Raw genomic sequence first — 13,182 nt, 5'->3', positions numbered from 1 at the left:
ACGGGGAGGATCGACATCATGAATCAACCCGTGCAAACGTCGCCGGTGACGCAGATTTCTGCGGCCGCTGCGACCCGCAAGGCCTATCGCGGCCTCGCGTTCTTCCTGATCGCCGCCATTCTCGCGCCCGTGCTCGTCGGCTACGCCGGCGGCAACTACTGGGTGCGGGTGCTCGACTTCGCGCTGCTCTACATCATGCTCGCGCTGGGCCTGAACATCGTGGTGGGCTTCGCTGGCCTGCTCGATCTGGGTTACATCGCGTTCTATGCCGTGGGGGCGTACGTCACGGCCTTCCTCAGTTCTCCTCACCTCTCCACGCAGTTCGAGTGGATCGGCGCGATGTTCCCCGGCGGGCTGCATGTGCCCGTGTGGTTCACGATTCCGATCGGCGCTGCGGTTGCGGCGATCTTCGGCATCTTGCTCGGTGCGCCGACGTTGCGTCTGCGCGGTGACTATCTGGCCATCGTGACGCTGGGGTTCGGGGAGATCATCCGTATCTTCATGAACAACCTCGACCGGCCGATCAACATCACCAACGGCCCGAAGGGGATCACCGGCATCCAGCCTGCGTCGTTGTTCGGCTTCGACTTCTCGAAGGCGCACAACTTCTTCGGGTTGCAGGTCAGCTCGGTGTACATGTACTACTACCTGTTCGTGTTCCTCGCGTTGCTGATCGCCTTCATCTGCGTGCGCTTGCAGCACTCGCGCATCGGACGCGCCTGGGTGGCCATTCGTGAAGACGAAATCGCCGCCAAGGCGATGGGCATCAACACGCGAAACATCAAGCTGCTCGCGTTCGCGATGGGTGCGTCGTTCGGTGGTGTGGCAGGTGGCATGTTCTCCGCGTTCCAGGGCTTCGTCTCGCCCGAGTCGTTCACTTTCTGGGAGTCGATCGTCGTGCTCTCGATGGTGGTGCTCGGCGGCATGGGCCACATTCCGGGCGTGATTCTGGGCGGTGTGCTGCTCTCGGCGTTCCCCGAGATCCTGCGCTCGACCATGGGCCCGTTGCAGATGAAGTTGTTCGGTAGCGTCATCGTCGATCCCGAAGTGATCCGGCAGTTGCTGTACGGTCTGGCCATGATTCTGATCATGCTGTACCGTCCGGCCGGCCTGTGGCCGTCGCCGCGTCCGGAAGAGCGGACTCTGTAAGTCGAGGGAGATGACCTGAATATGAGCGAACAAATTCTTCTGTCCGTCAAGGGCGTGAACAAGCGCTTCGGCGGTCTGCGGGCCCTCACCGACGTGGGCCTGGAGATCAAGCCGGGGCAGATCTACGGGCTGATCGGCCCGAACGGCGCCGGCAAGACCACGTTCTTCAACGTGATCACCGGTCTCTACACCCCGGACTCCGGCGAATTCAAGCTCGACGGCTCGGCCTACAAGCCGACCGCCGTGCACGAAGTTGCCAAGGCCGGTATCGCGCGTACGTTTCAAAACATTCGTCTGTTTGGCGGCATGACCGTCATCGAGAACGTGATGGTCGGCCGTCACGTGCGCACGAAGATGGGCGTGATCGGCGCCATCGTCCGGTACCCGGGCGCGAAGGCCGAAGAGCGCGCCATCCGCGATCGTGCGATGGAGTTGCTCGAATACGTGGGCGTGGCGAAGTACGCCAACTACACGGCGGCGAACCTCTCGTACGGCCACCAGCGTCGTCTGGAAATCGCGCGTGCGTTGGCCACCGATCCGAAGCTGCTGGCGCTGGACGAACCGGCCGCTGGCATGAACGCCACGGAAAAGGTCGAGCTGCGCGGTTTGCTCGACAAGATCCGAAGCGACGGCCGCACGATTTTGCTCATCGAGCACGACGTGAAGCTGGTGATGGGGTTGTGCAACCGCATGACGGTGCTCGATTACGGCAAGGTGATTGCCGAAGGTTTGCCGCAGGATGTGCAAAAGAATCCGGCGGTGATTGAAGCGTATCTGGGTTCGGGAGGCCATTGATGAGCGCAATGTTGACGATCAAGGGCCTGAAAGTCGCTTACGGCGGGATCAAGGCGGTCAAGGGCATCGACCTGAACATTCAGCCGGGCGAACTGGTCACGCTCATCGGCGCGAATGGGGCAGGCAAGACGACCACCATGAAGGCGATCACGGGCTTGTTGCCGTGGGCCGATGGCGACATCGAGTATCTGGGCAAGTCGATTCGCGGTGTGAAGGCGTTCGGTCTGCTCAAGCAGGGGTTGGCGATGGTGCCGGAAGGTCGCGGCATCTTCACGCGCATGACGATCCTCGAGAACATGCAGATGGGCGCGTATCTGCGCAACGACAGCGCGGGCATCAAGCAGGACATCGACAAGATGTTCGGTATCTTCCCGCGTCTGAAGGAGCGCCGCGATCAGCTCGCGGGCACGCTCTCGGGTGGCGAGCAGCAGATGCTTGCGATGGCGCGTGCGCTGATGAGCCAGCCCAAGTTGTTGCTGCTCGACGAGCCGTCGATGGGCCTCTCGCCGATCATGGTCGAGAAGATCTTCGAGGTGGTGCGTACGGTCTCGGGCGAAGGCGTGACGGTGCTGCTCGTGGAGCAGAACGCGCGTCTGGCGCTGCAAGCGGCGCACCGTGGCTATGTGATGGACAGTGGCCTCGTCACCATGACCGGCGACGCGAAGGACATGCTCGACGATCCGAAGGTGCGCGCGGCGTATCTGGGGGAGTGAGTGTCGAACTCGCGTGACCGTCAGACGGTCGGTGCATAAGCAAAGGGCGCCGAAGGCAACTTCCGGCGCCCTTTGTGTTTTCACGGCATCCGAAGACTGTGCGACGTAGCGCTCACTGCGCCATCGCTGCCAGCGGCAGCCGTTTGCCGAGGCTTACGACATCGTCGGCGGCGTAGCCGTGAGCGTTGTAGAACGCGAGCGCTTCGCGCGACTGCGTGAGCACTTGCAGATTGAGCTTGAGACAGCCACGCGCGGCCAGCGCGATCTCGGCGTGATGCAGCAACGCGCTTGCGACACCGCGACGTCGCAAAGCATGCGCGACGGCCAGCGAATAGACCCAGCCGCGATGGCCGTCGTAACCGGCCATGACGGTGCCGACAATCTTGCGTTCGCGCACGGCGACGAAGAACAGGTCGTCCTGCATGGCCACTTTGTTGGCGATCGAGCGACGCGGTTCACGATGCGGCTTGTCGGCGCGGTTGTACTCTGGAAACGTCTCGCGCCAGAGCGCGATGACAGCGTCGGTATCCGCGTCGTCGAACGTGCGGATATGGATATCGGCGGGCATGCGGTTCATGGCGCTTCCTGTTGGCCGGTGTAGATGTCGGGGCGGTGAATCTGCATCATCTTGTTCTCGGCGCCGAGCGGCTCGAAGCCATACCGGGAATAGAGACTGGCGGCATCGGTCGTGGCGAGCAGAAAGCGGCGCAGTCCTTGCAGTGCCGGATGCGCGAGCACATCCTCGCACAGGCGCTTGCCGACCCCCAGACCGCGCATGGACGGATCGACGAACACGTCGGCCAGATAGGCGAACGTGGCGTGGTCGGTGATGACACGGGCGAAGCCGACCTGACGCGCCGCGCCGCCCTCGACCTGCGTTGCATACGCGCCGAAGCAAAGCGAGTGCGTGATCGCACGCATGAGCGTGTTGCGCGGAATGCCTTGCGCCCAAGCCGTTTGCGTCGACAGGGCATTGTGGACGAAGCCGATGTCGAGCCGTGCCGGATCGGCCGAAATTTCGACGATGGCGTCAGCGGGCGGTGTCGGGTGGCCCTGGCTCATGTCGTTCATCGATGGAGTCTCCATTGAGGTGTCGTTCTGACGCGCCCGGATGACATCCGGGCGAGTGTCGTCATGCGATCGCCGCGTTCAGGCGTGCTTTGCGAGCAGCGTGTCGAGCATCGACAGCATCTGATCGATCTCTTCGCGGCTCACGTTCAGTGCGGGCATGAAGCGCAGCAGGTTCGGACGCGCCGAGTTGAGCAGCAGCCCGTCCGGTGTCATGTCGCGCGCGGCTTCGACCAGCTGCGGGCCGATGTCGCGACCGAGCAGCAACGCGCGGAGCAGACCCGCACCGCGTTCTCCCTGACCGCCGTAGCGCGACGACAGATGCTGCAATCCGGCGCTCAGGTAATCCGCCTGTGCGCGAACGAATTCGAGAAAGCCCGGCGAGCTGACCGTGCGCATCACGGCGAGGCCGACGGCGCACATCAGCGGGTTGCCGTTGTACGTGCCGCCCTGATCGCCTGGCTGGAAGACGGCAAACGCGTCGCCGCACAGCATGGCGGCCAGCGGCACGCCGCCCCCGATGCCTTTGCCGAGCGTCATGATGTCCGGCACGATGCCCGACTGCTGATACTGGAAGAGGGTGCCGGTGCGTCCGCAGCCGGTTTGCACTTCGTCCACGATCAGCAGGAGGCCGCGCGCCGTCGTCAATTCGCGCAGCGCCTTCATGAATTCGGGCGTTGCGGGCACGACACCGGCTTCGCCCTGAATCGGCTCGAGCATCACGGCCACCGTCTCCGGTCCGATGAGGGCTTCGACCGACGCGATGTCGTTTAGCTCGGCCTTCGGAAAGCCGGGCACCTGCGGTGCGAAGATCGTATCCCAGCCGGGCTTGCCGCTTGCGGACATGGTGGCGAGCGTACGACCGTGGAAAGCGTTCTTGAACGTGATGATTTCGAAGCGGGCCTTACCCGCGCTGTTCGGGTGCAGCTGGCCCCACTTGCGGGCGAGCTTGATGGCGCTTTCGTTGGCTTCCGCGCCGCTATTGGCGAAGAAGACCTTGCCAAGTCCGGAGAGATTGGCGAGCAGGTCGGCCAGCTCGATCATCGGCAGGTTGTAGTAGGCGGGGCTGGGGTTGAGCAGCAACGAGCCTTGCGTGGCGAGGGCGTCGCGCATGACCGGGTGGCAGTGGCCGAGGCTGTTCACGGCCCAGCCCTGAATGAAGTCGAGATATCGCTTGCCTTCGTGGTCGTACAGCCAGCCGCCCTTGCCGTGCGTGAACACGATTTCGGGGCGCGTAGTGATCGGCAGCAGCGCCTGCGTAGGCAGATCGGCGAACCTGGCGTGGCGAGCCGCCTTGGGCGAGTGCGACGGCTGAGTGTCGGGCGACTGGGCGGACGGTTGAGCAAGCGACATGACGGTCTCCGAAGGAAGGTGAGAAGAGACTTGGGGGAATAAAAAAAGCCACGGGGGGTGCCCGTGGCTTCGCTGTGCTTGAGAACTTGCGTGTTATCGCAGTCGATAGCGTGCGCCGCGGCATCCCGGTTGGGGCAGCGTACGGCGACGTCGGATCGAGGCGATGGCAATCAGGTTCATGTCGGCAAGCATAAGGGCGTGACGCGGCGCTTGTCAAAGGGAATGCATGCGGTGTGGTTTGCGTGCATCTTTTGCGCGTCCCTTCGATGGCAGCCAGCCGTCACGGCCATGCGGATCACAAGGTCATTGCCCGCCGCCGGGGTTATCGGCTTCGGTGGTGAAGGCGTCGGCGAAGAAGGCGTCTTCCGGCAACCGGTGATGAGCGACGAAGTCGCGACGGGCCGATTCGACCATCACGGGCGCACCGCAGGCGTAGACCTCGTAGCCGGACAAATCCGGCAGGTCTTCGGCCACGGCACGGTGCACAAAACCCGTGCGACCTTCCCATGCGTCTTCGGGGGCGGCGTCGGAGAGGACCGGCACGAACTTGAAGCCGGGGATCTCACGTGCCCATTGCTCGGCCAGTTCGCGCAAGTAGATGTCCTTGAGCTGGCGGGCGCCCCAGTAGAGCGTCATTGGGCGATCGAGGCCCTTATGCGCGGCGTGTTCGACGATGGCCTTAATCGGTGCGAAGCCGGTGCCCGAGGCGAGCAGCACGATCGGCTTCTCGGAGTCTTCCCGCAGGAAAAACGTGCCGAGCGGGCCTTCGAAGCGCAGGATCTCGCGCTCCTTCATGTGGTTGAACGCATGGTCGGTGAAGACGCCGCCGGGCATGTGGCGCAGATGCAGTTCGAGGAAGCCTTCTTCGTGGGGCGCGGTGGCCATCGAATAACTGCGGCGCTTGCCGTCCTTCAGGATGAATTCGATGTATTGACCGGCGAGGTACTGGAATCGCTCGTTGGCGGGGAGTTGGAGGCGCATGACGATGACGTCGTCGGCGCGGCGCTCCAGCGCGTTCACCCGGCACGGCAGGCGCTTGACCGGGATGTCGCCGATGCCCTTGACCTCGCGCGACTCGATGATGAGATCGCCTTTCGTGTGGGCGCAGCAGAGCAGGGCGAAGCCACGGGTTTCCTCGTCCTTCGACAGGGCCGAGCTGGCGTGTGCGCCGTGTTCGACGGTGCCTTCGACCAGTTTGGCCTTACACGAGCCGCAACCGCCGTTTTTGCAACCGTAGGGCAGGCCGATGCCCTGGCGCAGCGCGGCGGAGAGGACGGCCTCGCCATCTTCGACCTGGAACTCGCGCCCGCTCGGCACGAGGGTAACGTTGTAAGCCATACTACAATCCGAAAAATGAAAAAACCGTCCAAACCTCTCGGTCGTCCGCGCCTGCTGGTCGTGGGCTGCGGCGACGTCGGCATGCGCGCACTGCCGGCTCTCGTAGAACGTTTTCGTGTCTTCGCCGTGACGTCCAGCGACGCGCGCCATGCGGCGTTGCGTGCGGCGGGCGCGGTGCCCGTCGTTGCCAATCTGGATGACGCTGCAAGCTTGCAACGCGTGGGCCGTCTGGCCTCACGGGTGTTGCATCTGGCACCGCCTGCCGGGGTCGCGGGCAGCGGCACGCAGGATCTGCGCACACGCCGTTTGCGCGCTGCGCTGAACCGGCCGTCGAAACCCAATATTGTACCCGAGGGGGGGCTTCACGCCCTGTCAGGTCTGGCTCACCTCGCCCGCGCGCCGCGCCGGATTCTCGTCTACGCGAGCACCAGTGGCGTCTACGGCGACTGTGGCGGCGCGTGGGTGGACGAGACCCGCACGCCCGCGCCGCGTTCGCCTCGTGGGCAGCGCCGTGTCGATGCCGAGCGGGCGGTGCGCACGCTGGGCCGTCCGTCCTTCCACGGCCGTCATCCGCGCCGTGTGTTGACGACCGGGGCTGCGCGCGCGCGTGCGGCGTCGGTATCCGGTACGAAGGCGTCGTGGCGTCGGACGGTGCACGCACGTGTGTCGTGGCGGGCGTCTGTCGTGCGGATTCCGGGGATCTATGCGGCCGAGCGTCTGCCGCTGGCGCGTTTGCAGAAGGGCACGCCCGCGTTGGTGGCATCGGACGACGTCTTCACCAACCATATCCACGCCGACGATCTCGCGGCGATTCTGATTCGCGCGATGTGGCGTGGCAAGGCGCAGCGGGTCGTGCATGCGAGCGACGACACCGAGTGGCGCATGGGCGAGTACTTCGACCGGGTTGCGGATGCGCTGGGATTGCCCCGAGCGCCGCGTGTTTCTCGTGACGAGGCACGTCAGGTACTGGAGCCGACGTTGCTCTCCTTCATGTCCGAGTCGCGACGCCTCGCCAACAAGCGGCTCAAGCGCGAACTCGGTTACTCGCTGAAATATCCCGATGTGGCGGCGCTGCTGTCGACGATGACGCCGCTCGCGTCGCCTGAGCCGACACCATCGTCGGCATCCGCGTTGCCTGCCGACATCCCCTCGACCGGCGCGACCGCCTGACGACGAACGTCACGCGGTCGCCTCAGCCATCGTTCCCCAGCGTCCCGCCAAGCGCTTTAACGAGTGAGAGCGTTGCGTCGATCTGCGCGAGCCGGGACTGTGCGGCGTTGCGGCGGGCCTGACGCGCGAGGCGTTGGGCGTCGAGCCACGATTGCAGGTCGATGTCGCCTGCGCGATAGCGCGCCTCCGAGAGTTCTGCGGCTCGCTGGGCGAGGGCGGCGGCGCTGGCGAGCGAGGTGTATTGCGACGTCGTTCGCTCGCGTGCCGAGAGGGCGTCTTCGACCTCCACGAGCGCTGTGAGCAACGTGTTACGAAAGGTGGCGACCGACTGCTCGTAGTCATTGCGTGCGAGCGCGGTCGTGAAGCGTGCCGTTTGCACCTGAAGGAACGGCATCGCAATCGAAGCGGCGAGCGTACCCACGGGATTGGCGAACAGACGCGAGAGCGACTCGCTGGTGGTTTGCGCGGTCCCGGTGAGCGTGAGGGAGGGATAGAACGACAGACGCGCGGCGTCGACATCTGCCAGGCGTGCGCGAACGCGCGTCTCGGCGGCGGCGAGGTCGGGGCGCTGCGCGAGGAGCGAGGCAGGCAACCCCGGCGCGACCTCGGGCAACTGCGCGACAACGAGCGAATCGCGCTCGGTGAAGCGCGTCTGTGCGGGACGTCCGAGCGCGTTCGCCAGCGAGTGCCGGGCGATGTCGCGCAACCGTTCCCATTCTGCGAGTGCGCCTGCGAGCGCGTCGCGATCTTGCAGTGCCTGCACGGGATCGAGGGCCGACACCGAACCGGCGCGTCGACGCGCCGCAACCAGCGCGACGGCGCGCTCGGCTGCGGCGAGGTCTTCCGTCGCACTGCGCACATTCTCGTTCAGATAGGCGACGCGCCAATAGAGCGAGGCGACCTGACTCGAGAGCGAGAGGGCGGCGGCGCGGCGCTCCCATGCGCTGGCGGCGGCTTGCCAACTGGCGGCGTCGCGTTGCGCCGCGAGCTTGTTCCAGAGATCGACTTCGTAGCTGATGCCGACGCTTGCGCCGGAGGTCGTCTGCGTCTGGCCGTTCATACGCTGTGCGGCCTGTCCGCCGTCGAGCGCGCGCGCCTTCGAGCCAGTGATATTGGCGGCGAATTGCGGCCAGCGATTGGCGTTGGTCAGTCCGGCCTGGAGCGCGTCGCGATCCGATTGCAGGGCTTTGAGGGCGAGTGCGGGGTTGGCCGCGAGCGCCTGAGCAATGAGCGAGTCGAGTTGAGGGTCGCGAAACGCGCGCCACCATGGCGCAATCTCCGCGTCGGCTGCCGTACTCGTACCGGCCTCTTGCGCTGCACCTGACGCGGTACCGTCGATGGGCGTGCGGAATTGCGACGGAATGGGCAACGTCGGGCGTTCATAGTCTGTGCGGGTCAGGCTGCAAGCGCTGAGCATCATGCAGACGGCGACGGCCGCCAGCGATGGCGCGATGCCCGGGCGCGGCCGGAGAAATCCTGAAAGGCAATTCATCGAATTTGTCAAAAAGGCCCCCGCGCGCGACACCGAATCGCGCGCGGGGTATAAAAGCCATCCCGAGCCTGAGGGGGGAATGCAACGGGACGGCGGGGGCAATCATTCACGGGCTAGTGCGTCCACCGGATCGAGGCGTGCGGCGCTGCGTGCCGGGAGCCAGCCGCTGAGCATGCCGATGGCGCACGCGCATGCTACGGCGGCCGCGAACGTAGTCGTGGAAAAGACCACCGAGACCTGTGGCACGAACGTCGCGACCAGCCAGCCGATGGCGTAAGACAGCACGACGCCGACTGCGCCGCCCATCAGACAGACGAGCACGGCTTCGATGAGGAACTGCCGGAGGATGTCCTGACGGCGTGCACCGATCGCGCGCCGGATGCCGATCTCACGGGTGCGTTCCGTCACCGAGACCAGCATGATGTTCATCACGCCGATACCGCCGACCACGAGCGAGATGAGGGCGACGAACGAGAGCAGCAACGTGAGCATCTGGCTCGTGCGCGAAATCGACTTCACGATCGTGTCCATGTTGAACGTGAAGAAATCCTTCTTGCCGTGGGCGCGTGTGAGCAGGCGAATGATCCCGGCTTCGGCGGCGGCGGGCGGGTGCCCGTCGAGAATGCGGACCGTGATCGATTCCAGATGTTGCTGACCGGCGAGTCGGCTCGCGACCGTCGTCCAGGGAACATAGACATTCAGTGAGCGGCTGACAAACATCGACGCGCGGTCGCGCACGACACCGATCACGCGCAGCGGCAGCGAACCTGCGAGCACGATTTGCCCGATGGGATCGCCGCCGTTCGGCAACAGCTTGCGCAGCGTGTTCTCACCGAGCAGGGCGACTTGTGCCTGGCGTTCCACTTCACTGGCGTCGAAGCTGCGACCACGGGCGAGCTTCAGACCGTTGGCGCGCATGAAGTCGGCGCTTTCGCCGTGGACTTGCGCGTCAGTATCGATGCGACCGAAGCGCATGCGGGCCGTGCGCGGGCCGACTTGCGCCGTCACGCTGTCCGTATAGGGCTGTGCGGCGAGCAGATCGGCGTCGCGGGGCAGGAGCGTACGAATCTCTGCGGCCTTATCGTCGTTGAAGTCCTTGCCGCGCAGCACCGTGATCGTATTCGGGGCGATGTTGCCGATATCGTTGAGCACGCGGCGTTTCGTCCCTTCACCGATGGCCGACAGAGAGACCACCGACGTAATGCCGATGATGATGCCGAGCATCGTGAGGCCGGTGCGCAGACGGTGAGAGGCGAGTGCGTGCCATGCCATCGACAGGCTTTCCGCGAACGTCGGCCAGCCACTCATCCAGCGCGTCGGCGAATTGCCGCGCGACATTACCGGCGCATCGGCGACTCGCGAATGCGCAGAACTTTCGGGACCGGAAGACATATCGCGCGCGTCGTTCGTCACCGAAATTTCGACAGGATGGGGCGTGTCGTTTAGCCGGTCGCACTTGATGCGTCCGTCGGCAATTTCGATCACGCGTTGCGCCCATGCGGCGACGTTCGGATCGTGCGTGACGAGGATGATCGTGTGCCCGCGCGCGTGGAGTTCGCGCAGGATGTGCATCACTTCCAGCCCGCTGTGACTGTCGAGTGCGCCGGTCGGTTCGTCGGCGAGGATGATGTCGCCGCCGTTCATGAGGGCGCGGGCAATACTGACGCGCTGTTGCTGCCCGCCGGACATCTGCGAGGGGCGGTGTGAGAGATGCTTGCCGAGCCCGAGACGTTCGAGCAGTGCGGCGGAGCGCGACGACCGTTCCGAGCGTGGGATACCGGCGTAGACGGCGGGCACTTCCACATTGCCTTGGGCAGAGAGATGGCCCATCAGGTGATAGCGCTGGAAGATGAAACCGAAGTATTCGCGGCGCAGTTGTGGGAGCGCGTCGTCCGAGAGCGAGGCGACATCGCGCCCGTCGATTTCGTAGCGCCCGTGGGTGGCTCGGTCGAGGCAGCCGAGCACGTTCATGAGTGTCGACTTACCGGAGCCGGACGGGCCCATGATCGCGACCATTTCGCCGCGCTCGATGACGAGATCGACATCACGCAGGACCGTGACGGCGCCGTCACCCTCGCCGAAAGCGCGAGAGATGCCGCAGAGCCGCAGGAGCGGGGCGGGGGTCTTCGTCACAGCAGCGTTCCTGCGTCATTGCTACCCGCGGGCGGCGCGTCGGTCGGATCGGCGGTCACGACGCGGTCGCCCTCAGTGAGTCCGTCGAGGGCTTGTGCGGTGAGGCGGTTGTCGAGTCCGACCTTCACCCAGCGCGGGTGGGCGACGCCCTTGGCATCGAGCACACGCACGCGATAGCGGCCGTCGGCGCGTTTCTCACCGAGGGCGACGGAAGGAAACGTCAGCGCATTCGAGATACGGGCACTCACGATGGACACTTGCGCCGTCATATCCGGACGGAGGACACCGGCTGGATTGGGCACATCGAAGAGGGCATTAAAGAAGATCGCGTTATTAATCTTTTCAGGCGAGGGTTGAATGACGCGGAGCTTGCCTTCGTAGCGTTTGTCGGGCGCGCCGAGGATCGTGAAGTAGACGGGAAGACCTGCGCGGATGCGCACGACGTCGGCTTCGGAGACCTGAGCGCGGATCGTCATCATGGAGAGATCGGCGACCTTGAGGATCGTCGGGATTTGGTAGATGGCGGTCACCGTCTGTCCTTCTTGAGTGGTGATGGCGGTGACCGTACCGTTAATGGGAGCGGTAATACGCGTATAGGACAGATTCGTGCGTGCCTTATCGACCTTGACCTTTTGCTGACTGATCTGGGAGTCGAGCGAGGCGAGTTCGGCCGAGAGGGCATCGGCTTCGGTGCGGGCTTTCTCGAGGTCACGGGGCGAAGTGGCGTCGTCGTGGGCGAGTTGTCGTTGACGGGCGAGTTCGCGGGTGGTTTGGGCGTGGCGAATGGCTTTGGCGCGTCGGTCGGCGGTGAGGGTGGTGAGACCGGCGTTGGCTTCGCGCAGATCGTTATCGCTGGACGTCGGATCGATTTCAGCGAGCAGTTGCCCTTTCGAAACCGAGTCTCCGAGCGCCACCTTGAGGGCGCGAAGTTGTCCGTTGGCTTGCGAACCGACTTCGACTTGTTTGATGGGTTGGAGGACGCCGGTGGCGAGGACGGCGTCTTCGAGATCGGCGCGGGCGACCTTAGCGAAGAGATAGGTGGGCGGCGTGGGTCGGGGCCATTGCCATGCGGCGAGGGTTGCGAACAGGACGACGACGACTGCGCCGATCTTGCGACGTCGGGTAAAGCGAAAAGAGGAGAGGCGAGAAAAGAGGCGCGTCATCGATGGAAGGAAATGGCGAAACCCGTCGCGGGGCGGAGCGAACGTGAGGGGATGCTAACCAAAGGAAAGGGGACAAACTGTTTTCAGTTGTTGGGACTTTGTGAACAGAGATAACGGGAGAGAAAAAACAAGCAAAAGCGATCAAAGGAGAAAAAAAGCAACAAAGGAGGGGGAGGAGAAACAAGGCAAAGCGATGCAGGTGAAGCGTAGAGATGCGCTGGCCGCCTCCGAGGTAGGTGGTGAGAGAAGAGGGACCGGAAGAGTGTGGGCGACGACACGGCCGTCCCGCAGCAGTTGCGGAGCACGTGCGGGGCGGGTGTGGCGTCGCGATGGCGCTGGAGAAGAGCGGTGTCGACGGGACCGGTGGCTTTGAGAAAGGAAGCGGGCGGTGTCGGTTGAGGCACTGGGTGCATTGAGGGAGACGGACCGGGGCGCCTTTCTGCAGCGAGTTGGGTTTATGTCTGAGCGGCGGAAAGGGGCTCCGGTCCGTCAGGGGGAGGTGTAAGGCGGGGGAGGGGCGAGGAAAATGTGGAGAGTAGGAAACGGGGGTGTTGCGGGCTGTGGTTTTGGTGTGGACAAGGGTGTGAGGGACTTGAGTGCCTTATCCCGTAAGGGGCAGAGGGGATTTCAAGGGCGCTGAGAGCGTGGTGGCGGAGCGTCTGCACAGTGTGAAGATTGCGGGCTGTCGTTGGCGTTTGGCGGCGATGCCGGGGGAGCGATGGAAGGTGGATACAACGAATCGGGATCGCCAAATTGGCTATAATTTCGCCCTAAATCGCTCAACATCGACGAAATCTCGATTTTCGAG

Annotated in this window: 11 protein-coding genes; 4 read left to right on the top strand and 7 right to left on the bottom strand. The window is 64.3% G+C overall.

The annotated features are described in order from the left end of the window. Positions 1-18: 18 nt before the first annotated feature. From MB84_RS19335 to MB84_RS19325, 3 genes are read left to right on the top strand one after another with little or no spacing between them, the layout of a single operon-like run. On the top strand, positions 19-1,149 hold the full coding sequence (locus MB84_RS19335; protein WP_245725418.1) for an ABC transporter permease subunit: 1,131 nt from the start codon (positions 19-21) through the stop codon (positions 1,147-1,149). A gap of 21 nt (positions 1,150-1,170) precedes the next feature. Then, on the top strand, positions 1,171-1,944 hold the full coding sequence (locus tag MB84_RS19330) for an ABC transporter ATP-binding protein (RefSeq protein WP_046292938.1): 774 nt from the start codon (positions 1,171-1,173) through the stop codon (positions 1,942-1,944). After that, on the top strand, positions 1,944-2,657 hold the full coding sequence (locus MB84_RS19325; protein ID WP_046292937.1) for an ABC transporter ATP-binding protein: 714 nt from the start codon (positions 1,944-1,946) through the stop codon (positions 2,655-2,657). The genes MB84_RS19330 and MB84_RS19325 overlap by 1 nt, the downstream gene beginning before the upstream one ends. Before the next feature lie 112 nt (positions 2,658-2,769). Here MB84_RS19325 and MB84_RS19320 read toward each other — a convergent pair whose 3' ends face one another. The 4 genes from MB84_RS19320 to MB84_RS19305 form a co-directional block, all read right to left on the bottom strand. After that, positions 2,770-3,234: a GNAT family acetyltransferase gene (locus MB84_RS19320; protein WP_211279318.1), complete on the bottom strand. Its 465-nt coding sequence runs from the start codon at positions 3,232-3,234 to the stop codon at positions 2,770-2,772. After that, the gene (locus MB84_RS19315) at positions 3,231-3,728 is read right to left on the bottom strand and encodes a GNAT family N-acetyltransferase (RefSeq protein ID WP_046292936.1); all 498 of its coding nucleotides are present in this window, start codon (positions 3,726-3,728) and stop codon (positions 3,231-3,233) included. Before MB84_RS19315 ends, MB84_RS19320 begins: the two co-directional genes overlap by 4 nt. A gap of 78 nt (positions 3,729-3,806) precedes the next feature. Beyond that, complete coding sequence (locus MB84_RS19310; protein WP_245725417.1) at positions 3,807-5,078, bottom strand: acetylornithine transaminase; 1,272 nt, start codon at positions 5,076-5,078, stop codon at positions 3,807-3,809. Between the two features lie 303 nt (positions 5,079-5,381). Next, positions 5,382-6,416: a CDP-6-deoxy-delta-3,4-glucoseen reductase gene (locus MB84_RS19305; RefSeq protein ID WP_046292935.1), complete on the bottom strand. Its 1,035-nt coding sequence runs from the start codon at positions 6,414-6,416 to the stop codon at positions 5,382-5,384. Between the two features lie 15 nt (positions 6,417-6,431). On the opposite strand from MB84_RS19305, the gene MB84_RS19300 reads away from it, so the two are divergent. Beyond that, complete coding sequence (locus tag MB84_RS19300; RefSeq protein ID WP_065225806.1) at positions 6,432-7,586, top strand: Rossmann-fold NAD(P)-binding domain-containing protein; 1,155 nt, start codon at positions 6,432-6,434, stop codon at positions 7,584-7,586. Positions 7,587-7,608: 22 nt separating this feature from the next. Here the strand turns inward: MB84_RS19300 and MB84_RS19295 are convergent, their stop codons facing one another. The 3 genes from MB84_RS19295 to macA all read right to left on the bottom strand — a co-directional run bounded on the left by MB84_RS19295 (position 7,609) and on the right by macA (position 12,374). Then, complete coding sequence (locus MB84_RS19295; RefSeq protein ID WP_052652590.1) at positions 7,609-9,078, bottom strand: efflux transporter outer membrane subunit; 1,470 nt, start codon at positions 9,076-9,078, stop codon at positions 7,609-7,611. Between the two features lie 102 nt (positions 9,079-9,180). Beyond that, entirely contained in the window at positions 9,181-11,211 is a 2,031-nt protein-coding gene (locus MB84_RS19290) for a MacB family efflux pump subunit (RefSeq protein WP_046292934.1), read from the bottom strand. After that, positions 11,208-12,374, bottom strand: a complete 1,167-nt coding sequence (gene macA / locus MB84_RS19285) for a macrolide transporter subunit MacA (protein WP_046292933.1) — start codon at positions 12,372-12,374, stop codon at positions 11,208-11,210. The genes MB84_RS19290 and macA overlap by 4 nt, the downstream gene beginning before the upstream one ends. Positions 12,375-13,182: the final 808 nt, after the last annotated feature.

Origin of the sequence: Pandoraea oxalativorans (assembly GCF_000972785.3) — a bacterium.
Classification (GTDB): Bacteria; Pseudomonadota; Gammaproteobacteria; order Burkholderiales; family Burkholderiaceae; genus Pandoraea; species Pandoraea oxalativorans.
Note: the sequence above shows the minus strand (reverse complement) of the source record. Positions and strands in the feature narration are given on the sequence as shown.